Source organism: Streptomyces sp. NPDC089919 (assembly GCF_040684615.1).
Classification (GTDB): Bacteria; Actinomycetota; Actinomycetes; order Streptomycetales; family Streptomycetaceae; genus Streptomyces.
In genome coordinates this window covers 14,995-38,109 of the sequence record NZ_JBFBGK010000016.1, presented here as the reverse complement: position 1 = coordinate 38,109, position 23,115 = coordinate 14,995, and the positions used below count along the sequence as shown (strand labels likewise).

The window sequence follows — 23,115 nt, the reverse complement described above, 5'->3', positions numbered from 1 at the left end:
CCGCTCACCGACATCCACCGGGGGTCCGGCGGGACCCCGGACCAACCTGTGACACAGGGCCGTTCAGCGGCCGCCGGCCACCCGCAGGACCGTCCCGGTGGTGTACGAGGCGTCGGGCGAGAGCAGCCAGGCCACCGCGGCCGCCACCTCGTCGGCCTCGCCCGCGCGGCGCAGCGGGATGCCGGGGGCGGCCCGGGCCGCGCGGTCCGGGGCGCCCATCGCGGCGTGCATCTCGGTGTCGATGATGCCGGGGGCGACGGCGTTGACCCGGATGCCGGCCGGGCCCAGCTCCTTGGACAGGCCCACCGTCAGGGCGTCCACCGCGGCCTTGGTCGCGGCGTAGTGGACGTAGTCGCCGGGCGAGCCGAGGGTGGCGGCGGCCGAGGAGATGTTGACGACCGCCCCGCCGGCGCCCAGTTCGCGGGCCGCCTGCCGGCAGCTCAGCAGCACTCCGAGGAGGTTGACGTCCAGCACCCGGCGCAGGTCCTCGGTGCGGGCCCCGGCCAGCGGGCCCAGCGGTCCGGTCACCCCGGCGTTGTTGACCAGCCCGGTGACCGGCCCGAGTTCCCGCCGGGCGGTGTCGAAGAGCCGCGCCACGTCCTCCTCGACGGAGGTGTCGGCGCGGACGGTGACGCAGCGGGTGCCCGCGGCGCGGGCCTCCTCGGCCACCGTCTCGGCGGCGGCCCGGTCGCTCAGGTAGCCGAGGACGAGGTGGTGGCCCGCGGCGGCCAGCCGGCGGCAGGTCGCCGCGCCGATGCCGCGGCTGCCGCCGGTGACGATGGTGATCCGGTCCGTCATGTACGGAGTCCTTCCCGGTCGTGGTGCCGCGCGCGATCTTCACGGTAGCCGGGGCGGTGCAGCGGGGTGGCGGGCGGGGCCCCGGATCCGGGGCGCGAAGGGGAAGCTCCCCATTCCCTTGTGAATTGTCCGGATACGGGGACTGACGGGACGGGAGCGATGTGTTGGGGTGGGCGGGTCAACACCTTTGCCCGGCAAGACCGTTGGAAGGAATCACTGTGGCTGGATCGATCGACCGCCGTGGCCTGCTCGGCGTCGGCGCGGCCCTGGCGGGGGCCGCCCTGGCCGGTCCGCTCGCCCCGGCCGCCGCCGCGGACGCCCCGCGCCGCCCGGGCCCCGACACGATCGCGACCCCGCCCGGCTTCCAGCCGGAGGGCGTCGCGATCTCCGCCGGGGGCACGCTCTACACCGGCTCCATCCTGGACGGCTCGATCTACCGCGCCGACCTGGCCACCGGCACCGGCCGGGTCATCACCCAGGGGACCGGACCGATCTCGGTCGGGCTGAAGCTGGACCGGCGCGGGCGGCTGCTGGTCGCCGGCGGCGACAGCGGGGAGCTGCGGGTGGTGCACGCCGGCAGCGGGCGGGTGCTGGCCACCCACCGGGCGGCCACCGGCACCACCTTCGTCAACGACGTGGTCGTGGGCTGCGGCGGCGCCTGGTTCACGGACTCCTTCCGCGACGTGCTCTACCACCTGCCCGAGCACCCGGGCGCGGAGCCGGCCGAGCTGCGGTTGGGCGGCGAGTGGCCGGCCACCCCGCCCGGCGGCGCGTACTGGGGCTCCAACGGCATCGGGGTGACCCCCGACGGGCGGGCGCTGCTGGTGGTCAACGACACGGCCGAGGCGCTGTTCCGGGTGGACCCCCGGACCGGGCGCGCGGTGCGCACCGTGCTGGAGGGCGCCGGGTCGGTGGCCAACGGCGACGGGCTACTGGTCCGCGGCCGGACGCTGTACGCGGTGCGGAACTGGTCCTACGCGGTGGACGTCTTCGCCCTGAGCGGCGACGGCTCGCGGGCCGTCTTCACCCGGCGGATCACGGACGAGCGCTTCGACGAGCCCACCACGGCGGCGCTGCACCGCGGCCGGCTGTACGTGGTCAACGCCCGCTTCGACTCCGACTGGAGCGACCCGGCCACGTCCTCCACGATCGTCGCCGTCCCGGCGTGAGGGCGGGCCGGTGCGGCGCCCGGTCCGGGCGCCGCGCCGGCCGCGCGGTCAGCTGCCCTCGGTGATCTTGGGGGCGGGTTCGTTGTGGAACTCGGCCGCGCCGAAGTTCTTCTTGACGTACGCGGCCCAGGAGCCGTCCTGGACCATCTTGCGCAGGGCGGCGTTGATCTTCTTCTGAAGGTCGGTGTTGCCCTTCTTGACGCCGATGCCGTAGTGCTCGTCGCTCATCCGGAGCCCGGCGAGCTTGAACTTCCCGCGGTTCTGCTGCTCCGCGGCGTAGCCGGCGAGGATGGTGTCGTCGGTGGTCATGGCGTCCAGGACGCCGTCCTGGAGGGCGACCACGCACTCCGAGTAGCCGCCGAGCTCCAGCAGGTCGGCCTTCTTGGCGACCTTGTCCTTGACGTTCTGCGCCGAGGTGGAGCCGCTGACCGAGCACAGCCGCTTCTTGTTGAGGTCGGCGGCCTCCTTGATGTCCTTCTCGCCGGCCCGGACCATCAGGTCCTGGTGGGCCAGGAAGTAGGGACCGGCGAAGTCGACCTTCTCCTTGCGCTTCTCGCTGATCGAGTAGCTGGCCGCGACGAACTGGACCTCGTTGTACTCGAGCATCAGCTCCCGGTCGGAGCTGTAGACCTGCTTGAACTCGATCTGCTCGGGCTTGTAGCCGAGCTCCTTGGCGATGTAGGTGGCGACGTCCACGTCGAAACCGGAGAAGGTGCCGCCGTCGGCACGCAGGCCCAGGCCGGGCTGGTCGAACTTGATGCCGATCGAGATCGTCCGGTCCGACTCGCTCTCCCCGCACGAGGTGGCGGTGAGGGCCAGGGTGACGACCGCGACGACGGCACCGGCCTTGGAAACCTTCATGCTGGAACATCCTCCGAGTGGAACGGGTGTGACGCGGGCGTCGGTGGTGCGGGAGCTTCGAGAGGAGGTCCTTGGCACGGTCGCTGCGCTGGCGGCCGAGAGGGCTGCCCGGGAGGAAGCTAAGGATCCGGTCCGCGGACGCGCACTAGATCTGAGCAAGATTTGAGGATAACGATCCGGACAGACCGCAGGTCTTCCCGCGAATGCGGATCATCAGCGAAGATCTGCGGACACCGGACGGACAGCCGGTACCGAATGCGTCAAGAGGGTGTCCCCGGACCGTTTCGCCCCCTAAGGTGCGCTCCGTACCCCGTGGCCCGGCCCGAGGCCGCGGGTGGTCACTCGCGCACAGGGGGGTCCATGCGTAAGAGACACCAGGGGCTGACCGGAGCCCTGGTCCTGGCCATGGCGGCCGCCGGCCTCACGGCGGCGCTGGTGCCGCCGGCCGCCGCGATCACGCCGCCGGTCGCCTTCACCGCCGACGAACTGCCCACCTGGCAGACCAACGGCGTGGTCTGGGCGCTGGCCCAGGCCGGCGGCACGGTCTTCGCCGGCGGCACCTTCTCCGCCGTCCGGCCGCCCGACGGCTCCCCCGGCGCCGCCCAGCAGGCGGTGAACTTCGTCGCGCTCGACGCCGCGACCGGCGCGCCCACCTCCTGCAAGCTCTCCTTCACGGTCGCCGGCGGCACCGCCACCGTCCGCGCCCTCACCCTCTCCAAGGACCAGTCCACCCTCTACGTGGGCGGCTACTTCGGCGCGGTCAACAACGTCCCGGTCAGCAGCATGGCCGCCGTCGACGTGGCCACCTGCACCCCGAAGACCACCTTCCGGCCCAGCTTCCCGGCCACCGTCCGCGCCATCGCCGCCACCGACGACACGCTCTACGTCGGCGGCGACTTCGGCACCGTCGCCGGGGTCGCCCGGCAGCGGTTCGCCGCCGTCGACGCGGCCACCGGCGCCCTGCGGCCCGGCTTCACCGCCGACGCCGACGAACCGGGCCGGGCGGTGGAGCTCACCCCGGACGGCCGGCACGTCCTGCTCGGCGGCGACTTCTTCAAGGTCAACGGCACCGACTCGCACGCCCTGGCGGTGGTCGACGCCACCACCGGCGCCCTCGCCAAGGCCTATCCCAACGGCTTCATCCAGGCCAGCTCGGTGGTCAAGGACCTCACCACCGACGGCACCACCTTCTTCACCGCCAACGAGGGCACCGGCGGCTTCGACGGCCGGATCGCCCTCAACCTCAGCGACTTCAACCAGCGCTGGCGTGACACCTGCCTCGGCGCCACCCAGGCCGTCCTGACCTACCAGGGCGTCCTGTACAGCGCCTCGCACGCGCACGACTGCTCCAGCGTCGGCGAGTACCCGGACGGGCAGCGCCACCACCTGCTCGCCCAGCCGGTCACCGGTACCGGGAAGCTGGGCTGGGCCCCCGACACCAACGACGGCATCGGCGAGGGCATCGGCCCCCGGGTGCTGGCCGTCGCCCCCAAGGGCGGGGTGCAGTACCTGTGGGTGGGCGGGGAGTACACCACCGTCAACGGCAAGGCCCAGCAGGGCCTGACCCGCTTCGCCTCCACCGGCGACACGGGCGCGCCCACCACCCCGGTGGCCAGTGCGGGCAGCGTCCGGCCCGGCGAGGTGCAGGTGCGCTGGCGCACCAGCCTGGACCTGGACGACAGCCGCCTCACCTACCGCGTCTACCGCAACGGCGCCGCCACCCCGATCGCCACCGTGCCCGGCGACTCGCTCTTCTTCCTGCGCCCCCAGGTGTCCTGGACGGACACCACCGTCACCGCGGGCCAGACGTACACCTACCGCGTGAGCGCCACCGACGCGGCCGGCAACACCAGCGCGCTCTCGGGCACCGCGAGCGTCATCGTGCCCACCACCACCCAGGCCTACCCCGACCGGGTCCGGGCCGACGGCGCCCGGCTGTACTGGCGCTACGACGACTCCGTGCAGCCCTACGCCGCCGACTCCTCGGTGAGCGGGAACACCAGCGGGGTGCTCCTCAACAACCCGGCGCTGCGCCAGGGCCCCGGGGCGATCAGCGGGCCCAGTACGGCGGTGGGCTTCGACGGGAACATCCAGCAGGTCTACAGCGACCGCCGGGAGACCGTCACCGGCCCCTTCAGCATCGAGACGTGGTTCCGCACCGCCACCACCCGCGGCGGGAAGCTCTTCGGCTTCGGCAACAACCAGTCCCGCGACAGCGGTTCCTTCGACAAGCACATCTACATGACCAACGACGGCCGCCTCGTCTTCGGCGTGTACAACGGCGCCACCCGCACCATCACCACCCCCGACGCCTTCAACGACGACAAGTGGCACCACGTCGTCGCCACCCAGGGCGCCGGCGGCATGGCACTGTACGTGGACGGGCAGGCCAAGGGCACCCAGCCGTACACCAGCAACCAGCCGATCGCCGGCTACTGGCACGCCGGCGGCGACAACCTCGCCAACTGGCCCAACCGCCCCACCAGCAACCACTTCGCCGGACAACTGGACGAGACCGCGGTCTACCCCTCGGCCCTCACCCTGGCGCAGGTCCGCAACCACTTCGCGCTCGCCACCGGGCCCGCGGACACGCCGGTCCAGGTGACCGCCGCCGAGGACACCTACGTCAACGCCGGCGCCCCGGACACGAACTACGGCACGTCCGGATCGCTGGCGGTGCGCGGCGGGCCGCTGTACCAGAGCTACCTGCGCTTCACGCTGCCGACCGCACCGGCCGGGACGGTCCTGAAGTCCGCCGCGCTGCGGATCAAGACCAACACCCTGGCCGGCGCCGGCACCGCCGACACCGTCTCGGTGGTGCCGGTCACCGGCTCCTGGTCGGAGACGGGCACCACCTACACCACCCGCCCCTCCGTGGGCGGTACGCCGCTGGGCACCCTGGCCGGGGTCCCGGACGGCTCGGCGGTGGCCGAGGTCCCGCTGAACACCGCCCCGCTGGCGGGCGCGCTCGGTGGCTCCTACAGCCTGGCGCTGACCGGCGGCGGCGCGGACGCGCTGTGGCTGTGGGCGCACGAGGCGGCGGCCAACGAGGGCACCCCGCAGCTGGTGCTGACCTTCGGGCCGCAGTAGCCGCCCGCACGGGAGGGGGCGCGGACCCGGTCCGCGCCCCCTTCGGCGTGTCCGGCCGGGCCGCTCAGCGCGGGGCGGCCGCGTCGACCTCGGCCAGCAGGGCCGCGTCCGGGGTCCAGTCGGCGGCGGCCGCATTCGCCCGGACCTGCTCGGCGCTGGTGGCGCCGGCGATGACCGAGGCGCAGCCGGGCTGCGCGGCGAGCGCGCCCACGGCCAGCTCCAGGAGGGTGCGGCCGTGCTTCTCGGCGAGGGCGGCCAGCGCCTCGACCCGGTCGATGCGGGCCGCGACGTACTCGTCCCGGCCGGCCAGCCGGGCGCCCGCGGGGACCTCGGCGCCGCGCCGGACCTTGCCGGTCAGCAGGCCGTTGGCGAGCGGGAAGTACGGCAGCACGCCGAGGCCGTAGTGCCGGGCGGCGGGCACCAGTTCGTGCTCCGCAGCCCGCTCGAGCAGGGACCAGTGGTTCTGGGCGGAGACGAAGGGCGGCAGGCCCAGCTCGCGGGCGGTGTGCGCGGCCTCGGCGAGCTGCCAGCCGGTGAAGTTGGAGTGGCCGAGGTAGCGGACCTTGCCCTCGGCGACCAGCTCGGCCAGCGCCGCCAGGGTCTCCGCGACCGGGGTCTCGGGGTCGGGGCTGTGCAGCTGGTACAGGTCGATGTGGTCGGTGCCCAGGCGGCGCAGCGAGGCCTCGACCGCGCGGCGGACGTAGCCGCGGCCGCCGCGCGCGCCGGCGGCCGGACCGTAGCCCATGTCGGCGGCGCGGTTGCCGAACTTGGTGGCGAGCACGACCTGGTCGCGGCGGCCCTTGAGGGCCTGGCCCAGGCATTCCTCGGAGCCGCCGCGGTTGCCGTAGATGTCGGCGGTGTCCAGGAGGGTGATCCCGGCGTCCAGGGCCGCGTCGACCACGGCGCGGGTCTGTTGCGCGTCCAGCCGGGCGCCGAAGTTGTTGCAGCCGAGTCCCACCGCCGAGACGCGCAGTCCGGAGTTGCCGAGGGGGAGGTAGCGCATGGGTGTGCTCCTGTCGTGGTCGCAGCGGCCGCGGCGATCCTATGCGGGTCGGCCCGGCCGGAGCGCGGTCATGGCCGGAAGACGTGCAGGTACGACACCTCGAAGGACATCTCGTCCACCGCCGGGTCGGGCGCCGGGTGGTAACGCCCGGCACACACCGAGAGGTTGACGATCAGGTGGGCCCGCCAGCGGCGGCCGACCCCGCGGTGGTCGGCGAAGGCGCGGGTGCCGTTGACCCACCAGACCACCGAGCGGGCACCGAACTCCACCCGCAGGTCGATCCACCGGCCGGGGCCGATGCCGGGGTCGCGGTAGTAGCTCTGGCCGCCGCGGACGTGGTTGGTCAGCTCCAGCAGGTCGGGGTTGTCCGGGTGGTACTCGAAGACGTCGATCTCCGAACCGCCGTCGTACCAGGTCCAGATGGCGGGCCAGGCGCCGAGCCGGTCGGGCAGCTTGACCTGGGCTTCGAGGACGTCGCCGGTACGCAGGGTGAAGCCCTCGTCGCTGCCTTCGGTGGTGAGCAGGCCGGCGCTCCAGTCGCCGTCCTCACGGCGGGTGGCCAGGAAGACGCCGGTGCGGCTGTAGGCCGGGTCGGGGACCAGGTGGTCGAGCTTGTTGTCGCCGTGGTTGGTGGGGCCGCCGTCGGGATAGGCCCAGGAGCGGCCGGCCACCCACTGGGAGGTGGAGCTGAAGTCGGCGGTGAAGACGGCGCCGGGCGCCCCGGGGCGGTTCGGGGGCGCCGGGGCGCCGGGGCCGTCGGGCCCCGGCGCCCCGGTTGGTTTGCCGGGGTCACCCGGCTTTCCGAGCTTGCGCAGCAGTCGCTCCAGCCAGTCGGGCAGGTCCATGCCCCATCACTCCTTCGCCCCTCGGTGCCGCCCCGGGCGGTGCGGCGCCCCCGGGTGAGTGCCCGGGAGGGACCGGCATATGCCGTTCGGATGCAGAGAGTGATGGAGTTGTTACGTTGCGCGAGCTTCGGTGGCGCGTCGGCGGAGCAGGGACGCGGTGGCCTCGTCGGCCGGGAGGAAGGCCTCCAGGTGCAGTTCGGCGAGGGTGACGTCCACGGCCGTGGCGAAGGAGGTCAGCGTGGTCAGCAGCCTCATGTCGCCCTCCGCGGTGCGCAGGTGCAGCGGTACGGCGAAGCCGAGGTGGTCGGGGCCGGGCGGCTCGGCCGGCAGGTAGCCGGTGAGCTCCCGGGCGAGTTCGTCCAGGAGCGGGTCGGGGTGCGCCCGGGCCCGGCCGCGGACGTTCTCGACGATGTGGCGCCCCCAGGCCGCGAGGTTGGCGACCCGGGGCGCCATGCCCCGCGGGTGCAGGGCCAGTCGCAGGACGTTCACCGGCGGGGCGAGCAGGTCGGGGTCCGCCCCCTCGGTCAGCAGGCCGAAGGCGGCGTTGGCGGCGACCAGTTCGCCGCGCGGGCCGGCAACCAGCGCCGGGTAGGGCAGGTGCCCGGTCAGGATGGCGTCCAGGGCCTCGCGCACCGGCCGCAGCGCCCCGTCCGCCAGCGGCGACTCCGGATAGGCGGGCGCGTAACCCGCGCTCAGGAGCAGCGCGTTGCGCTCGCGCAGGGTCAGCCCGAGGGATTCGGCCAGCCGCACCACCATCGCCCGGCCGGGCAGCGACCGCCCGCTCTCGATGAAGCTGAGGTGCCGCTGGGTGGTGCCGGCCCGGGTGGCGAGGTCGAGCTGGCTCATCCGGCTCAGGGCGCGGCGGTGGCGCAGCTGCCCGCCGAGGGCGGAGGGCTCCGGACGGTGGTGCGCGCTGGTCGTCATGGGCCCGTTGTAGCCGCTGCCGGCCGGAGCCCGCGATTCCCTGCGGGGAATTGGCACGTCTCCCCCACCGGCCGCAGGATGCGGGATGTCCGGCGGCCAACGCCGGTGTGATGCACGGCGATTGGCGGAGGTGGGACATGCGTGCGTACCGGATCGAGTCCTTCGGAGCGGTCGAGGGGATAGAGCGGCGGGAGGTGCCGCTGCCGGAGCCGGGACCGACCGGTCTCCTGGTGCGGATGCGGGCCGCGTCGCTCAACCGGCGGGACGTGATGATCCTCCAGGGCCGGTACCCGCTGAAGGCCCCGGCGGGGGTGGTGCCGCTGAGCGACGGCGCGGGCGAGGTGGTCGCCTTGGGCTCGGCCGTGACCCGGTTCGCAGTGGGCGACCGGGTCTGCGGCAGCTACTTCCCGAACTGGCGCGACGGCCGCATCACCCCGGCCCTGGCCGACCAGCCCGGGGCCACCCTGGACGGGATGCTGGCCGAGTACGTCGTCCTGGACGAGCAGGGTACGGTGGCCGTCCCCGCGGCTCTGGACTGGGCGGAGGCCGCGGCGCTGCCGTGCGCCGGGCTGACCGCCTGGCACGCCCTGACCGGCGGGGAGGCGCTGCGCCCCGGGCAGACCGTACTGACGCTGGGGACCGGGTCGGTGGCGCTGTTCGCGGTGCAGTTCGCCAAGCTGGCCGGCTGCCGGGTGATCTCCACGACCTCCAGCGCGGCCAAGGCGGACCGGCTGGGGGCGCTGGGCGCCGACGCGGTGGTCGACTACCGCCGGCACCCCGAATGGTCCGTGCAGGTGCGGGAGTTGACCGGCGGGCTCGGGGCGGACCTGGTGGTGGAGACCGGCGGCCCGCAGACCGTCGAGCAGTCGGTGCGGGCCGCCGCCCTGTACGGGCAGGTGGCGCTGCTGACCACCGGCGACGCGCAGGGCCGCGGGATCGCGGTGTCCAACGAGGCCTACGCGTCGAGCCTGGCGACCCTCCGGCGGGTGTTCGTGGGCAGCCGGGCCCAGTTCGAGGCGATGAACGCCGCGGTCGCGGCCCACGGGATGCGGCCGGTGATCGACCGCACCTTCGGCTTTGATGAGGTCCACGAGGCCTACCGGTACTTCGAGAGCGGCGCGGCCTTCGGGAAGGTCGTGGTGCGGATCGGCTGAGCCGGTACGGGCCCGGGAACGCCGGGCCCGTACCGGGACTTCACGGGGCCTCGGGCGCCTCCGTACCGCCGGACTCCTGCGGGCCCTCCGGCCGGTAGTCCCGGACCCCGGCGAGCTTGTCCGGGTTGGCGACCATGCGCAGGTTGTGGATCACGCCGTCCTTGATGTCGAAGGACACCGTGCCGGTCACCTCCGCCCCGTCGGTGGCGATCAGGCCCAGCTCGCCGTTGACCTGAGCAAGGTGCAGCCGGAGGCCGACCGTGCTGGGCTTCTGCATGACGCCCACCAGCCAGCGCGCCACGTGGTCCGCGCCGTGCAGCGGGCGACGGGCCGCGCTGACCTTGCCACCGCCGTCGGACCAGGCGGTCACGTCCGGGGCGAGCACTTCCATGACGGCGTTGAGGTCGCCGCCGGCGCAGGCCGCCAGGAAGCGCTCGGTCACCTCCCGCCGCGACTCCGCGTCGGTGTCGAAGCGCGGCCGGCGCGCCTGGACGTGCTCCCTGGCCCGGTGGGCGGTCTGCCGTACGGTGGCCTCCTTGCGGTCCACGATGCCGGCGATCTCGGCGTACGAGTAGCCGAAGGCCTCGCGCAGCAGGAAGACGGCCCGCTCCAGCGGGCTCAGGCTCTCCAGGACGACCAGCATCGCGGTGGAGACGGTGTCGGCCAACTCCGCCTCCTCGGCGACGTCCGGCTCGGTGAGCAGGGGTTCGGGCAGCCACGGACCGACGTACGCCTCCCGGGTCACCCTGGCGGAGGTGAGCCGGTTCAGCGAGAGGTTGGTGACCGTGCGGACCAGGTAGGCCCGCGGGTTCTCGACGGTGCTCCGGTCCGCCTGGGACCATTTGAGCCAGGCGTCCTGGAGGATGTCCTCCGCGTCGGCGACGCTGCCGAGCATCCGGTAGGCGGTGGCGAAGAGCAGCCGACGGTGCTCCGTGAACGGTGTCAGGGCCTCGGGCCCGGCCTCGGTGTTGATCATTCGCGTCAGCGTGTCAGAGCGGTCCCGGCACCCGCAAGCGCGTTCGCCAGGGCGTCGATTCCGGCCACGGTGCCCGGCCGGGCCGGGGCCCAGCCCAGCTCACGGCGGGCCTTGGCGTTGTCCACGCACAGGCCGGTGGTCACCAGGGTGTGGGCCAGCGGCGCCGGGCGCAGCAACCAGCTCGGGACGACCACGGGCGCGGGGGCACCGAAGGCGGCGGCCACCGCACGCATGTGGTCGCCCCACGAGAGCGCCCCGTCGTCGGCGATGTTGTACGCCTGGCCGGCCACCCCGCGCTCCACGGCGGCGACCACCGCCCGGGCCGCGTCGCCCACCTCCACCCACGACAGCACCCGGCCCCGGTCGGCGACCACCGGCAGGCTCCGCTTACGCAGCAGCGGCACCAGGGTGGCATCGGTGACCCCGGCGCCGTGGAACATCCCGAAGCGCAGGCTGACGCCCTCGATGCCGTCGCTGGTGAAGGTCAGCTCCTCCTTGGTGCGCATCGCGCCGACGTGCTCCTCGAGGTTCCGGTCCGGCTGCCGGGGGCCGAAGACGGCGCCCTCCTCGGTCAGGGGTTCGGCGCCGTGGTCGCCGTACCCGTAGCCGAAGATCATCGACTCGGCGACGAAGCGGCGGGCGCCGGTGGCCCGGGCGGCGTCGATCAGGTGGGCGGTGCCGCGGGTGCGCAGCAGGTTGGTGCCGGCCATGTCCCGGTGGCGCATCATCGACTTGCCCTGGAGGGCGGTGGCGGCGTGCACCACCACGTCGAAGGCCCGCCCGTCGACGGCCCGCAGCACCGACTCGCGGTCCAGGAGGTCGGCCCGCAGGGCGTTGGCGGCGCCCCGGCCCAGCCCGGTCACCTCGTGCCCGGCCTCGGTCAGCCGCCGCACGGCCTGCTGTCCCAGTACACCGCTGGCGCCCGCAAAGAGGATCCTCATGTCCCACTCCTTCTCGCTCGGTCCTACACAGGGGACAGGCAGGCGGGCGGGAACGTGACACGGCCCGCTGTGACGCGCGTCACCCGGGCCGGGGAGGGGCGGAGACGACGACGGCCCGGCCCCTGCACAGTCAGGGGCCGGGCCGTCGCCACCGGTGGTGCTAGGCGGCGGGGAACCCGCCGTAGGGCACGGTCAGGATCTCCATGCCGTGACCCGACGGATCCGGGAAGTACACGCCGCGGCCGCCGTCGTTGTGGTTGATCTCGCCGGGCAGCCGGCCGTGCGGGTCGGCGAAGTAGGCGATCCCGCGCTTCTGGATCTGCGCGAAGGCCGCGTCGAACTCCGCCTCGGAGACGAGGAAGGCGTAGTGCTGTGCGGCGACCTGCTCACCGGGCGCGTCGGCGAAGTCCAGGGTGACGCCGTTCGCGGTGGCGACGGGGAGGAACGGTCCCCATTCCGAACCGACTTCCAGACCCAGGACCGCGGCCAGGAACTCCGCGGACTCGCGCTTGTCGCGGCAGAAGACGATGGTGTGGTTGAGCTCGACTGACATGTGTGGAGTGCTCCCAAGGGCAATCTCACGGGCGCCTCCATGCCTCACCCGGCCGGTGACCGGCACGCGATGCCCTGCCGCCGATCGTAGGCGCCGCTCCCCGCCCGGTCGACCGTATTTCCGGCCTCAGGCCAGCGGGGCCTTGCCCCGCAGCACCGTCAGGAACTCCCGCATCCAGACGGGGTGGTCGGGCCAGGCCCGGGAGGAGACGAGGGTGCCGTCGACCACGGCCCCGGTGTCCTCGAAGGCGGCCCCGGCGGTGGCCATGTCCGGCTCCAGGGCCGGGTACGCGGTGACCCGCCGCCCGGTCAGCGCACCGGCGGCGGCACTGATCAGCGGCCCGTGGCAGATCTGCGCCACCGGCTTGTCGGCGGCCGTGAAGGCCGTCACGATCCGCCGCACCTCGGGGTCGTTGCGCAGGTACTCCGGCGCCCGGCCGCCGGGCAGCACCAGCGCCGCGTACTGCGCCGGGTCCACCTCGGCGAAGGCCAGATCGGCGGGCCAGGTGTAACCGGGCTTCTCGGTGTAGGTGTCGAAGCCCTCCTCGAAGTCGTGCACCACGAACCGCAGCACCTTGCGCGCCGGCGCCGCGATGTGCACCTCGTACCCCTCCTCGAGCAGCCGCTGGTACGGGTACAGCACCTCCAGCGACTCCGCCGCGTCCCCGGTCACGATCAGCACCTTCACAGCCATCCCACCCTCACCCTCCCGCACCGACCCCCGGCACCCAGCCCACCAACTCCCCACCCCCACGGGGCCCAAAACCCACCACTGGATGGACAGACCGTGCGTGGAAGCGGGACCAGCCCCGCCGGCGGTGTCCGGCGGGGCTGGTCGAAAGGCAGGTGAGGCTTAGTAGAAGTGAGGCAGGAAACGCTGGTTGGGCGACTTGGTCGTGCACTTGTACAGGCCGAGGTACTTCGGACTGCTTCCCATGGTGTCCACACACAGCCTGGAGGTCACGTTCAAGAGCGACCAGGTGCCGGGCTCCTCGGGCCAGGGGCTGATCATGAAGATCGCGGTGCTCTGCCCCTGGCACTTCCATTCGACGAGTTTGTCACCGTTGACGTCGATGCATTTGCCGGTGGCGTTGTTGACGATGTAGAAGGAGGTGCTGCCGTAGCCCACGGCGTTCCGCAGTGTCCACTTGGAGCCGTTGGCGTCGTAGGAGTCGCTGACCACGCGAGTGCCGTCCTCGCTGCTCCGGCCTTCGAATCCGATGAACCTCTCGTGATCGTTGTCGCTGATCAGGTTGACGACGGCCCCGGCAGCCGCCAGACGGTTCTCGAAGTACACCGGGTAGTGGTCGGAACCCATGCCGCCCTGTCGCGCCGCCCGGTAGCCGGGCATGTAGCGGGACGAGATCATGTAGTCGAGTTCACCGCCACCCTGCTGGGTCGCTTCCCCACTGTGGTAGACGTAGGCGTCCAGGACGCGCGCGGTGTCGTGCATGCCCTGGTTCGGGTCGCGGTTGAAGTCGCCCAGGGCCGTCCACTGGCGGCCTTCGCCGGCCGCCTGGTTCCGGATGTTCGCCACGAGCTCACGCGCTTCGTTGCGCGTGCCTGATGCCTGAGCGTGCACGTTGTAGTAGATGTCGTTGTCGAAACGCACGCCCAGGGCGGCTCGAGCACCGTCCGCAGCAGGTGGGGCGAGGAAGACCTGGTCTGCCCGCCGGCTGGTGACGAAGGCCAGGTTGACCCGGCCGGTAGTGCCGCCCATCGGGTTGATCCAGTAGACGTAGCGGTCACCCCAGCGGTACTCACGGACGGTCTCAATGCCCTGTCCGTGGGTTCCGATGAGTTCCATGCGGTAGATGCTGGGTTCAGGCCCGGCCTCCTGGACGGCGACGATGTCGTTTCTGTCGGCGATGGCCCTGACATCACTCCACCTCGCGCCCTGCGAATTGTACGTCGCGATCCGGTAGTTGTTCGGCTCGGCTGCGACTGCGGGAGTCGGCAGGCCGGCCAGGACACCGATGAGGCCGGTGATCGACATCAGCAGGGCCAGCGCTCTGGCGGACATGGGGAAGGTCGTGCAACGGCGCAAAGCAGGAAACTCCTCACTATCGACAAGCCCTCGGCATGCGGCCTGTCTGCCGCCCAGGGCCAGAAGGAAGCACCCTCGGTGACCGGTGGTCGCGGTGCGCCTACAGGGTTCGAGACCGGTGCTTCGGATCGGCTTTCGTGCGGCTTCCAACAGCGTGCAGTCGTGTACCGGTTGTGTATCGGACGGCCGGTCACCTGCGTCCGAGAGAACCGCATGTGAGGCGTGCAGGCTCCATCACAGGGCGGCGCGGGCCCGCAGCGGGGCGGCCGTATCGACCCGGATGCGGCCTGGGTCGTATCCGCTGACCGGCGGGAGTGACGGCGCCAAGGGCGGGCCGGGGCTACGGGGCCCCGGCCCGCGGGGGCTTACGGGGTGGTGAGGAGCTTCTTCATTCGGGTGATCTCGGAGGTCTGGGCGTCGACGACCGACTGGGCCAGCTTCTTCGAGGCCGGGTCGGCGCCCTGAGCCAGTTCGGTGCGGGCCATCTGCACCGCGCCTCGGTGGTGTTCGACCATCAGGCCCAGGAAGGCCTTGTCGAAGGCCGGGCCGGAGGACTTGGAGAGGGCGGTCATCTCGGCGGCGGTCATCATGCCGTCCGTCCCGGTCATGCCGGACATGCCGTCGTGGCCGGCGTGTCCGGTGCCGGCCGGCTGGGGTACGGGGCGGCCCCAGGCCTTCAGCCAGCCGGACATGGTGGTGATCTCCGGGGCCTGGGCCTGCCGGATCTGTTCGGCCAGGGCCTTCACCTCGGCCGAGGCGGCGCGTCCCGGGGCCAGCTCGGCCATCGCCACGGCCTGGCGGTGGTGCGGGATCATGCCGGTCGAGAAGGCGACGTCGGCGTCGTTGTGCGCGGCGGCCGGGGCGGACGGGGTCGCGGAGACGGCGGCCCCGTCAGCGGCGTGACCGGCCGGGGAGCCGTCCCCGCCGCTGCCGCAGGCCGCGAGCAGCAGCGCGGCCACGGCGGTGGCGGCGGCCCGGGCAGCCCTGCGGGTCGTGGCGGCGGTGGACGGGGTGGATCGGTACATGGTCATGCGGAAGCAACTCCTGTGCGTGAAGGGTGTACGGCGTGCGCGAGGGCCCGGGGCCGGTACGGCCCGGGCTGCGGGGACGCCTATATGCGCAGGAGCTGGAGTTCGCTGAGGGAGGGCGGGGCCCGGCCGCCGGTACGCCCCGGGACCCCGGCCGCCGGCCCCCCGTACGCCGCCGCGGGCGCCCCGGCGAGCCGAACCGGCAGCAGCCCCGGCAGCACCGGCCCGCCACTGGTCCCGGCCGCGGCACAGGTGGCATCGGCGTGCGCCAGGTGCCCACCGCCGTGCCCGTGGTCCATGCAGGGGCAGTGCGCGGTGGGCCCGCCGGGGGCGGGTGTGCGGCCGGACGTGGGCGGGTGGCCCGCTTCCATGCTCTCCGTGTGGGAGGCGTCTGCTGTTCGCGCCGCCACGTGGGCGGACGTGGAGTCGTGCGGACGGGTGCCCGCCGTGGCCTGGGGCAGGGCGTGCATGGCGAGGACGCCTGCCAGGACCAGCAGCACGAGCAGCACCGTGCGCAGGGCGGGGGGCCCGTGCGAGGTGGCGGCGTGGTGCCGGGTCCGGAGGGTCACGCCGATCATCGTAGGCGGCGCGGCCGGGTGCGGGTGCGGCGGCACCCCGTGCAGCACCGGGGCCCGGTCCCGTGCACCCCCGGCGGCCCGGTGGTCAGCGGCTCAGGCGGGAGCGGCGGGGGTTGCTGACCGGGCCGCGGGGGGCCGGGAGGGCTTCGGTGCCGGAGAGGAGTTCCTGGTGGCGCAGGCCCAGTCGGCGGCGGAGCTCGGCGAGGGCGGCGTGTACGGGGGCCAGGACGGCGGGGGCCTCCGGTCGTAGCGTGCCCAGGGCGAGGGCGGTGGTCTCCACGGCCTCGATCGCGTCCTCGGCCGCCTCCTGGCTCCAGGCGCCTTTGCCGGTGCCGACTGCGTCGTGCAGGTGACAGGCCGATACGGCCACGTCGGCGGCGCGGGCGCCCACCCCGGGGGCGGCGACGGTGGGCAGTTGGTCCATGCCGGTTTCAACGACGGGGGTGGCGGTGGGGAACGCCCTTGCTTGTGCCTGCTCCTGGCTCTCCTTCTGGCGCCTGTTGCGGCGCCGTTGCCTGTGGCCCGGCCTGGGCCGTGCCCCTGTCTACGCTCGGGTCCTGCCTGTGCCCTGCCGGGCTGTGCCCGTGCCTGCGTCTGTGGCTGTGCCCTGGTCCTGCCCGTGCCCTGCCGGGCCGCCCGTACCCGTGTCTGCGTGTGTGCGCAGGGCTATGCCCGTGGCCGTGACCGGGGCACCGTCCGTACGCCCCTGCTCGTGGGCGTGCCCGAGAGGTGGCCGTGCGGTGGGGGCGGGGGCGCCATGGGTGGGGGCGGGGTCGGGGGGCCGCTGCGCGGAGCGGTTCCCCTACCCGCCCCTTCCCGAAACCGTGGGCTCCGCCCCCGGACCCCCGGAGCCCGGGCGCTGCGCGCCGGGCCTCTCGGGGCTCCGCCCCGGACCCCGCGCCTCAAACGCCGGCGAGGCTGGATATGCCCGTCCACCGCTGGAACGTGACCCCAGCGAGGCTGGATTGGGCTGGCGAGGCTGGAGATGTACGCCTCCTCCGGCCGTCCGTGGTGTGTGGGGTAGCCCCTTGACGGGGTGTGGCAGGCTGGCGCGGAGGCAGGCCCGGGCCGTGGGTGGCCGCAGGCCACGGCGAAGCCGCGAAGCCCACGGGGTGGGCCTGCCGCAGGGCCTGCAGGCCACACCCCGTCAAGCGGCGCGGGGACCCACACACCACGGACGGCCGCCGCCCGACCCGCCCACCGGGGACCCCGCCCACCACAACCGGCACTGCCCCTCAAACCACCCTCCCCGCCCCCCGACCAGCCTCCACCCCCCTCACCACCGGCGCCCGGAACCCTGCGTGGGCGAACGCCCGGTCCACGGCCCCGGTCACCTCCCCCACCAGCCCCGTCGGGGTCAGGGCGATGACCGACCCCCCGAATCCACCCCCTGTCATCCGGGCCCCCAGCGCACCGCCGGCGACCGCCGTCGACACCGCCAGGTCCGTTTCGGGGCAGGAGACGCCGTAGTCGTCGCGGAGGGAGGCGTGGCCGGCTGTCAGGAGGGGGCCCAGGGCCGGGGTGTCGCCCGCGCGGAGGTGGGCGACGGCCTCGGTGACCCGGGCGTTCTCGGTGACGACGTGGCGGACCAGCGGGACCAGTTCGGCCGGCAGGGTCCGCAGGGCGTCGTCGAGGTCCCCGGGGGCCAGGTCGCGCAGGGCCGGCAGGCCGAGCAGCGCGGCCGCCCGCTCGCAGCCGGCCCGCAGGGCGGCGTACGCCCCGTCGCCGAGGTCGTGCTGGACGCGGGTGTCGATCACCAGCAGCGTGAGGCCGTGGGCCGCCAGGTCGAAGGGGACCTGCTGGAGGGCCAGGCTCCGGCTGTCCAGGTGGAGGGCGGCGCCCGCCGTGCAGCAGACGGAGGCCATCTGGTCCATGATCCCGCAGGGCACCCCCGCGAAGCCGTTCTCCGCCCGCTGCGCGAGCCGGGCCAGTTCCGGCCCGGTCAGGCCCAGTTCGTACAGGCCGTCGAAGGCCACCGCCACCGCGCACTCCAGGGCGGCGGAGGAGGAGAGGCCCGCCCCGGTGGGGACGGTGCTGGTGACGTAGAGGTCCGCGCCGCCGATCCGGTGGCCGGCCCCGGCCAGCGCCCAGACGGCCCCGGCGGGGTAGCGGGCCCAGCCGTCGACGCCGCCGGGGGCCAGCGCCGGTACGGACAGCTCCGTCACCTCGCCGCCGGCCTGGTCGCTGAACAGCCGCAGCCGGTCGTCGCCCCGGCGCCGGGCCGCCACCAGCGTGGTCTGCGGCAGGGCGATGGGGAGGGCGAACCCGTCGTTGTAGTCGGTGTGTTCGCCGATGAGGTTGACCCGGCCGGGGGCGGACCACAGGCCCTCGGGGCGGGTGCCGTACAGCTCCTCGAAGCGGGCGCGGGTCTGCGCGTACCGCTGCCGCTCGGCGCGTTCGCCGGCCAGTACGGCGGCGTCGTCCCGGCCGGTCACAGCGCCTCCCGCAGGGCGCGGGCCGCGGCCTCCGGGGTGACGTCGTTGATGAAGGCCTCCATCCCGGACTCGGTGCCGGCCAGGAACTTCAGCTTCCCGGCGGTCCGGCGGACCGTGAACAGCTCCAGGTGCAGGGCGAGTTCGTCCCCGCCGTGCAGCGGGGCCTGGTGCCAGGCGCTGATGTAGGGGGTGGGGGCGTCGAGCCCGAAGAGCCGGTCGAAGCGGCGCAGCAGGTCGAGGTAGAGCCGCGGGAACTCGGCGCGCTCGGCCTCCGAGAGCCCGGTCAGGTCGGCGACCCGGCGGTGCGGGTACAGGTGGACCTCGTACGGCCAGCGGGCCGCGTAGGGCACGAAGGCGGTCCAGTGCTCCCCCGCGAGGACCACCCGCTCGGTGCCGGCGCGGGCGCGTTCGAGCAGGTCCTCGAAGAGGTTGCGGCCGGTGGCGGCGCGGTGTCGGTCGGCCGCGGCGGTCATCTTGACGGTGCGGGGGGTGACGAACGGCCAGGCGTAGATCTGGCCGTGCGGATGGGGCAGGGTCACGCCGATCTCGGCGCCCCGGTTCTCGAAGCAGTAGACCTGCGCGACGCCGGGCAGCTCGGAGAGTTCGGCGGTGCGGTCGGTCCAGGCGTCCAGGACCAGCCGGGCGCGCTCCTCGGTCAGGTCCGCGAAGCCGGCGTCGTGGTCCGGGGTGAAGCAGACCACCTCGCACCGTCCGGCGTCGCCGGCCAGGGAGGGGAAGCGGTTCTCGAAGACCGCGACCTGGTAGTCGGCGGCCGGGATCTCGCTGGGCCGGTCCGGTCGGGAGGGGCACAGCGGGCAGGCGTCGGCGGGCGGGTGGTAGGTGCGGGACTGGCGGTGGGCGGCGATGGTGATCCAGTCGCCGGTGGCCTCGTCGCGGCGGATCTCGGGCCGGCTCTCGACCCGGTCCAGCGGCCGGGGGTCGGGCGCCTCCGTGCGGACCGGGGTGTCGTCGGTGTCGTAGTAGATCAGCTCACGGCCGTCGGCCAGTTGCGCGATGCTCTTCTTCACCCCCCAAGAGTAAACACAAACAATCAAGACCCAACAGTCCTTGCGTGCTACCTTGTGGATGTGCAACTGGCTCAGCAGAGACGTGCGTTCATCCTCGAAGCGATACGCCGCGACGGCGCGGTCCGGGTCGCGGACCTGGTCGAGCGGCTCGGGGTGTCCGACATGACGATCCGTCGGGACCTGGACGCGCTCGCCGCCCGCGGCGCGGTCGAGAAGGTCTACGGCGGCGCCGTCGCGGCCTCCGGCACCCGCGGCGAGGAGCCGGGCTTCGACGCCAAGGCCGACCTCCAGGAGGGCGCCAAGGCCGCGATCGCCGCCACCGCGGCCGCCCTGGTGGAACCGGGCGCCGTGGTCGCGGTCTCGGCCGGCACCACCGCCCACGCGGTGGCGGCCCGGCTGCTGGACGTGCCGGGGCTGACGCTCCTGACCAACTCCCTGCCGGTGGCCGAGCTGGTGCGCACGGCCGCCCGCGAGCGCGGCGCCGGGGCGGCTCCGGCCCTGCTGCTGACGGGCGGCTCCCCCACGCCCTCGGCCGCGCTGGTGGGGCCGCTGGCCGACCTGGTGATCGGGTCGCTCCACGTCGACCTGCTGGTGCTGGGCGCCCACGGCGTGGACGAGCGGGCCGGCCTGACCACGCCCAACCTCGCCGAGGCGCAGACGAACCGGGCGTTGGTGGCATCGGCCCGCCGCGTGGTCGTGGTCGCCGATCACAGCAAATGGGGCACCGTCGGGCTGAGCGGCTTCGCCCCCCTCGACCGGATCGACTGCTTCGTCACCGACGACGGGCTGCCCGAGGAGGCCCGGGCCGTCCTGACCGACACGGTCGGCGAACTCCTGGTGGCCGACCGGTCCTGAGGCGGCCCGCCCAGGCGGCGGCCCCCCGCTACGACCCCGCCGGCGGCGGAGCCGTGCTGGCGCGGACCACCAGCTCCGGGTCGAAGAGGAGCTCCCCGGCCGGCACGTCCCGGTTGCCCACCAACGCCAGGATGCTGCGCCCCACTTCGAGGGCGAGCCGGTCGGCCGGCTGGCGGACCGTGGTCAGCGGCGGGTCGGTGAACTCCGTGATCGCCGCGCCGTCGTAGCCGACCACCGAGACGTCCTCGGGGACCGACCGGCCCTGGCGGCGGATCGCCCGGATCGCGCCGAGGGCCATGTAGTCGCTGGCCGCGACGATCGCGGTGGCGCCCAGCGCCAGCAGCGGCGCCACCGCCGCCGCGCCGCCCTCCACCGAGTAGGACTGCCGGATCACCCAGCGCTCCGCGTCCTCGATGCCCCGCTTGGCCATGGCCTCGAGGAAGCCGCGGACCCGCCGGTCGGCCGGGTGGTTGCCGGCCGGGCCGGAGGCCATGCCGATGCGCCGGTGGCCCAGCCGGTAGAGGTGGTCCACGGCCAGCTCGGCGGCCAGCACGTCGTCGGTGGAGAAGACCGGGGTGGGCACGCCGTCGGCGAACTCGCCGTTGATCCCGACGTACGGCACCCGGCGCTGGCGCAGCATCTCGTAACTGCCGGTGTCCGCGCCCTCCACGGTGTTCGAGGCGGAGAGGAAGACCACGGCCGCGATGCCCTTGTCGACCAGCGCGTCGATGAACTCCGGCTCCGGCACCCCGCCCGGGAAGGCGGCGCACAGCACCGTCTTGAGCCCGTGCGGGGCGAGGGCTGACTCGATGCGCTCGGCCACGTCCGCGAAGAAGGGGTTGGAGACGAAGCCGGTGACCACCGCCACCAGCTGGCCCTGGGTCTGCCGCTCGTAGCCGAGCTCGGCCATCGCCTGCTCGACGGCGTCCCGGGTCTTCTTCGACACGCCCTGGCGGCGGTTGATCACCCGGCTGACGGTCGCCTCGCTGACCTGCGCGCGGGCGGCGACTTCGGTGATGCCGACCTTCATCGCGGTCCTTCCGTGATCGTGAGCGACGCCAGACCGCCGCGTGGCACGGCCAGCGAGCGGGGCCCCTCCGGCAGGACCGTCAGCGTGTCCTCGATCATACGGCCGTCCGGGGTGTGGACGGTGATCCTCACCGCCGCCCCCGGTCCGCGCACCTCCAGCATCAGGCGGTCCCGGTCCGAGCCGTTGACCAGCTCCGTCGTGCGGTGGGCGGCGAGGTCGAGTTCCACGACCACGTCCGCGTGGACGCTGATCAGGGCCCGGTCGCCGGCGCTCGCCCGCACCAGCGGGTACAGGCCGTCGGGCCGGCCCGGCTCCACCTCGCCGGCCAGCAGCAGCTCGCGGTTGCGCCGCCAGGTGGCGAGCCAGAAGGCGATCACCGCGTGGTGCTCCGGCGGTACCCGGTCCAGCCGCACGGAGATCTGCGGGACGGCGTGCAGGGCGCCGGTCAGCTGGCGGGCCACGGCCGCGGCGTCCGCCTCGGCGGACCACATGATCATGTCGGAGTGGACCGCGCCGCCGACCGCGAGCAGCGCGGTGTCCAGGGTGCGGACCCGGTTGGCGGTGGCGTCCGCGGGGCAGTCGAAGGAGCGCAGCATGTTGCCGAAGGGCGACATGCCGGGGCCGGTGTAGGGCTGGCGCAGCTCCAGCAGCAGCCCGGGGCGGACCGCCTCCAGCTCCTGGCGCAGTGCGGTCAGCAGGGTGACCATGGCCTCGCCGACGTCCCCCGCTCCGTCACCGGCGTAGACCATGACCTCCTCGAGGAAGTCGAGCTTGAGGCCGTCCAGCCCGTACCCGCGCACCAGCTCCACGCAGAGGTCCACGACGTGCCGGCGGACCTCGGGGCGGCGGGGGTCGAGCACCAGCGCGCCGGGCACGGTGGCGGCGGCCGGGGCGTACCCGCCCCACTGCGCGTGGCTGCGCGATTGGGGGCCGAGCAGCAGGGGCGCCACCCAGGCCAGGTAGCTCAGCCCGTGCTCCCGGACCCGCGCCACGTGCCCGGCGAAGTCGGGGAACTTGTCGGGGTCGGGCTCCCAGTCGCCGCAGCGGGCGTACCCGCGGCCGTACCCGCCGAGCTGCCAGCCGTCGTCGAGGATCAGGGCCCCGCAGCCCAGCGCCGCCGCCTGCTCGGCCTGGGTCTCGACCGCCGCGGCGCTGACGTCCTGGTTGAAGGCGTACCAGGTGGAGTAGACGGGGACCTTGGCGGCCTCGGGCACCGGCATCGGCGGGCACTCCCGGGCGAACCAGCCGCGCAGCGCCCGCAGGGCGGTGGCGACGGAGGGGGCCCGGGGCACCAGCAGCAGCCGGTGCGGGTGGCCGGCGGCGGGCAGCCGCAGGTGCACGACGTGGGTGTCCTGCTCCTCGGAGACGCCGAAGCGCAGGGCGGCCTCGGGGACGGGATCGGTGGCGGCGAAGGCCAGGAGGGTGGCTCCGGTGTGGTCGTAGAGGCAGCCCGCGGCGTGCCCGTCGACCAGGGAGACCGTGGCGCGGCCGGACCAGTCGGCGACCAGGGTGCGCCGCCAGCCGCCCTGCGGGTGCCAGTAGCCGGCCGCGTCGCCGAGCGGTACGGAGAAGCGGAGCTCCACGGGGCCGTCGGCGGCGGCCACTTCGAGGAGGCGCAGCCCGCCGGGGAGGTCTTCGAGGGTCCAGCCGGGGTTCCCGCCGGGGGCGAGGACGGCGAGGGAGACCCCGTCGAGCAGGGGGGCGTGCTCGGCCGGGGGCAGTCCGGCGGTGGTGACCGGCTCCTCGGGGTGGGGCCCGGGGCCGGCGGGGTTCTGGAGGGTGGGGGACGGGGTCTGCACGG

Annotated in this window: 21 protein-coding genes; 4 read left to right on the top strand and 17 right to left on the bottom strand. The window is 73.9% G+C overall.

All coding sequences use genetic code 11. The annotated features are described in order from the left end of the window. Nucleotides 1-63: 63 nt before the first annotated feature. Nucleotides 64-798 (bottom strand): SDR family oxidoreductase, encoded by a 735-nt coding sequence (locus AB0O40_RS09730; RefSeq protein WP_365037505.1) that lies wholly within the window; start codon nt 796-798, stop codon nt 64-66. A 218-nt stretch (nt 799-1,016) separates the two neighbouring features. On the opposite strand from AB0O40_RS09730, the gene AB0O40_RS09725 reads away from it, so the two are divergent. Next, on the top strand, nt 1,017-1,967 hold the full coding sequence (locus AB0O40_RS09725; protein ID WP_365037502.1) for an SMP-30/gluconolactonase/LRE family protein: 951 nt from the start codon (nt 1,017-1,019) through the stop codon (nt 1,965-1,967). Between the two features lie 48 nt (nt 1,968-2,015). On the opposite strand, the gene AB0O40_RS09720 is transcribed toward AB0O40_RS09725, so the two are convergent. Continuing rightward, nucleotides 2,016-2,828, bottom strand: coding sequence for a glutamate ABC transporter substrate-binding protein (locus AB0O40_RS09720; protein ID WP_365037499.1), 813 nt, complete (start codon nt 2,826-2,828; stop codon nt 2,016-2,018). A 360-nt stretch (nt 2,829-3,188) separates the two neighbouring features. Here AB0O40_RS09720 and AB0O40_RS09715 point away from each other — a divergent pair, with 360 nt between their 5' ends. Further along, the gene (locus AB0O40_RS09715; protein ID WP_365037496.1) at nt 3,189-5,918 is read left to right on the top strand and encodes a LamG-like jellyroll fold domain-containing protein; all 2,730 of its coding nucleotides are present in this window, start codon (nt 3,189-3,191) and stop codon (nt 5,916-5,918) included. A gap of 64 nt (nt 5,919-5,982) precedes the next feature. Here the strand turns inward: AB0O40_RS09715 and AB0O40_RS09710 are convergent, their stop codons facing one another. The 3 genes from AB0O40_RS09710 to AB0O40_RS09700 form a co-directional block, all read right to left on the bottom strand. Continuing rightward, nucleotides 5,983-6,921 carry an aldo/keto reductase gene (locus AB0O40_RS09710; RefSeq protein ID WP_365037494.1) on the bottom strand — a complete coding sequence of 313 codons (939 nt, stop codon included), beginning with the start codon at nt 6,919-6,921 and terminating at the stop codon, nt 5,983-5,985. Nucleotides 6,922-6,989: 68 nt separating this feature from the next. Next, entirely contained in the window at nt 6,990-7,766 is a 777-nt protein-coding gene (locus tag AB0O40_RS09705; RefSeq protein ID WP_365037491.1) for a beta-glucanase, read from the bottom strand. 111 nt (nt 7,767-7,877) lie between these two features. Continuing rightward, nucleotides 7,878-8,690, bottom strand: coding sequence for a helix-turn-helix transcriptional regulator (locus tag AB0O40_RS09700; RefSeq protein ID WP_365037489.1), 813 nt, complete (start codon nt 8,688-8,690; stop codon nt 7,878-7,880). A 137-nt stretch (nt 8,691-8,827) separates the two neighbouring features. On the opposite strand from AB0O40_RS09700, the gene AB0O40_RS09695 reads away from it, so the two are divergent. Next, nucleotides 8,828-9,844 carry an NAD(P)-dependent alcohol dehydrogenase gene (locus AB0O40_RS09695; protein ID WP_365037487.1) on the top strand — a complete coding sequence of 339 codons (1,017 nt, stop codon included), beginning with the start codon at nt 8,828-8,830 and terminating at the stop codon, nt 9,842-9,844. A gap of 40 nt (nt 9,845-9,884) precedes the next feature. Here the strand turns inward: AB0O40_RS09695 and AB0O40_RS09690 are convergent, their stop codons facing one another. The 10 genes from AB0O40_RS09690 to galT all read right to left on the bottom strand — a co-directional run bounded on the left by AB0O40_RS09690 (nt 9,885) and on the right by galT (nt 19,429). Further along, nucleotides 9,885-10,820, bottom strand: coding sequence for an RNA polymerase sigma-70 factor (locus AB0O40_RS09690; RefSeq protein ID WP_365037485.1), 936 nt, complete (start codon nt 10,818-10,820; stop codon nt 9,885-9,887). A 5-nt stretch (nt 10,821-10,825) separates the two neighbouring features. Next, nucleotides 10,826-11,761 (bottom strand): NAD(P)-dependent oxidoreductase, encoded by a 936-nt coding sequence (locus AB0O40_RS09685; RefSeq protein WP_365037483.1) that lies wholly within the window; start codon nt 11,759-11,761, stop codon nt 10,826-10,828. A 160-nt stretch (nt 11,762-11,921) separates the two neighbouring features. Continuing rightward, nucleotides 11,922-12,314: a VOC family protein gene (locus AB0O40_RS09680; protein ID WP_365037482.1), complete on the bottom strand. Its 393-nt coding sequence runs from the start codon at nt 12,312-12,314 to the stop codon at nt 11,922-11,924. Nucleotides 12,315-12,440: 126 nt separating this feature from the next. Further along, nucleotides 12,441-13,007 (bottom strand): DJ-1/PfpI family protein, encoded by a 567-nt coding sequence (locus AB0O40_RS09675; RefSeq protein ID WP_365037480.1) that lies wholly within the window; start codon nt 13,005-13,007, stop codon nt 12,441-12,443. Nucleotides 13,008-13,166: 159 nt separating this feature from the next. Continuing rightward, the gene (locus AB0O40_RS09670; RefSeq protein WP_365037478.1) at nt 13,167-14,336 is read right to left on the bottom strand and encodes an endonuclease/exonuclease/phosphatase family protein; all 1,170 of its coding nucleotides are present in this window, start codon (nt 14,334-14,336) and stop codon (nt 13,167-13,169) included. 389 nt (nt 14,337-14,725) lie between these two features. Continuing rightward, entirely contained in the window at nt 14,726-15,391 is a 666-nt protein-coding gene (locus AB0O40_RS09665; RefSeq protein ID WP_365037476.1) for a DUF305 domain-containing protein, read from the bottom strand. Between the two features lie 80 nt (nt 15,392-15,471). Next, nucleotides 15,472-15,957, bottom strand: coding sequence for a DUF6153 family protein (locus tag AB0O40_RS09660; RefSeq protein WP_365037474.1), 486 nt, complete (start codon nt 15,955-15,957; stop codon nt 15,472-15,474). Between the two features lie 94 nt (nt 15,958-16,051). Beyond that, nucleotides 16,052-16,390 (bottom strand): hypothetical protein, encoded by a 339-nt coding sequence (locus AB0O40_RS09655; RefSeq protein ID WP_365037473.1) that lies wholly within the window; start codon nt 16,388-16,390, stop codon nt 16,052-16,054. An 811-nt stretch (nt 16,391-17,201) separates the two neighbouring features. After that, complete coding sequence (gene galK / locus AB0O40_RS09650; protein ID WP_365037686.1) at nt 17,202-18,374, bottom strand: galactokinase; 1,173 nt, start codon at nt 18,372-18,374, stop codon at nt 17,202-17,204. Nucleotides 18,375-18,397: 23 nt separating this feature from the next. Continuing rightward, nucleotides 18,398-19,429, bottom strand: a complete 1,032-nt coding sequence (galT, locus tag AB0O40_RS09645) for a galactose-1-phosphate uridylyltransferase (RefSeq protein WP_365037471.1) — start codon at nt 19,427-19,429, stop codon at nt 18,398-18,400. Nucleotides 19,430-19,489: 60 nt separating this feature from the next. On the opposite strand from galT, the gene AB0O40_RS09640 reads away from it, so the two are divergent. Then, nucleotides 19,490-20,284 carry a DeoR/GlpR family DNA-binding transcription regulator gene (locus tag AB0O40_RS09640; RefSeq protein WP_365037469.1) on the top strand — a complete coding sequence of 265 codons (795 nt, stop codon included), beginning with the start codon at nt 19,490-19,492 and terminating at the stop codon, nt 20,282-20,284. 28 nt (nt 20,285-20,312) lie between these two features. On the opposite strand, the gene AB0O40_RS09635 is transcribed toward AB0O40_RS09640, so the two are convergent. Next, nucleotides 20,313-21,314: a LacI family DNA-binding transcriptional regulator gene (locus tag AB0O40_RS09635; protein ID WP_365037468.1), complete on the bottom strand. Its 1,002-nt coding sequence runs from the start codon at nt 21,312-21,314 to the stop codon at nt 20,313-20,315. Then, nucleotides 21,311-23,113 carry a glycoside hydrolase family 36 protein gene (locus AB0O40_RS09630; RefSeq protein ID WP_365037466.1) on the bottom strand — a complete coding sequence of 601 codons (1,803 nt, stop codon included), beginning with the start codon at nt 23,111-23,113 and terminating at the stop codon, nt 21,311-21,313. Before AB0O40_RS09630 ends, AB0O40_RS09635 begins: the two co-directional genes overlap by 4 nt. Nucleotides 23,114-23,115 lie beyond the last annotated feature (2 nt).

Excerpts from the sequence above, each read along its gene's own strand:
- AB0O40_RS09730 (WP_365037505.1), bottom strand. The coding sequence starts at position 798 with ATGACGGACCGGATCACCATCGTCACCGGCGGCAGCCGCGGCATCGGC.
- AB0O40_RS09720 (WP_365037499.1), bottom strand. The coding sequence starts at position 2,828 with ATGAAGGTTTCCAAGGCCGGTGCCGTCGTCGCGGTCGTCACCCTGGCC.
- AB0O40_RS09715 (WP_365037496.1), top strand. The coding sequence starts at position 3,189 with ATGCGTAAGAGACACCAGGGGCTGACCGGAGCCCTGGTCCTGGCCATG.
- AB0O40_RS09710 (WP_365037494.1), bottom strand. The coding sequence starts at position 6,921 with ATGCGCTACCTCCCCCTCGGCAACTCCGGACTGCGCGTCTCGGCGGTG.
- AB0O40_RS09705 (WP_365037491.1), bottom strand. The coding sequence starts at position 7,766 with ATGGACCTGCCCGACTGGCTGGAGCGACTGCTGCGCAAGCTCGGAAAG.
- AB0O40_RS09700 (WP_365037489.1), bottom strand. The coding sequence starts at position 8,690 with ATGACGACCAGCGCGCACCACCGTCCGGAGCCCTCCGCCCTCGGCGGG.
- AB0O40_RS09695 (WP_365037487.1), top strand. The coding sequence starts at position 8,828 with ATGCGTGCGTACCGGATCGAGTCCTTCGGAGCGGTCGAGGGGATAGAG.
- AB0O40_RS09690 (WP_365037485.1), bottom strand. The coding sequence starts at position 10,820 with ATGATCAACACCGAGGCCGGGCCCGAGGCCCTGACACCGTTCACGGAG.
- AB0O40_RS09685 (WP_365037483.1), bottom strand. The coding sequence starts at position 11,761 with ATGAGGATCCTCTTTGCGGGCGCCAGCGGTGTACTGGGACAGCAGGCC.
- AB0O40_RS09680 (WP_365037482.1), bottom strand. The coding sequence starts at position 12,314 with ATGTCAGTCGAGCTCAACCACACCATCGTCTTCTGCCGCGACAAGCGC.
- AB0O40_RS09675 (WP_365037480.1), bottom strand. The coding sequence starts at position 13,007 with ATGGCTGTGAAGGTGCTGATCGTGACCGGGGACGCGGCGGAGTCGCTG.
- AB0O40_RS09670 (WP_365037478.1), bottom strand. The coding sequence starts at position 14,336 with ATGTCCGCCAGAGCGCTGGCCCTGCTGATGTCGATCACCGGCCTCATC.
- AB0O40_RS09665 (WP_365037476.1), bottom strand. The coding sequence starts at position 15,391 with ATGACCATGTACCGATCCACCCCGTCCACCGCCGCCACGACCCGCAGG.
- AB0O40_RS09655 (WP_365037473.1), bottom strand. The coding sequence starts at position 16,390 with ATGGACCAACTGCCCACCGTCGCCGCCCCCGGGGTGGGCGCCCGCGCC.
- AB0O40_RS09635 (WP_365037468.1), bottom strand. The coding sequence starts at position 21,314 with ATGAAGGTCGGCATCACCGAAGTCGCCGCCCGCGCGCAGGTCAGCGAG.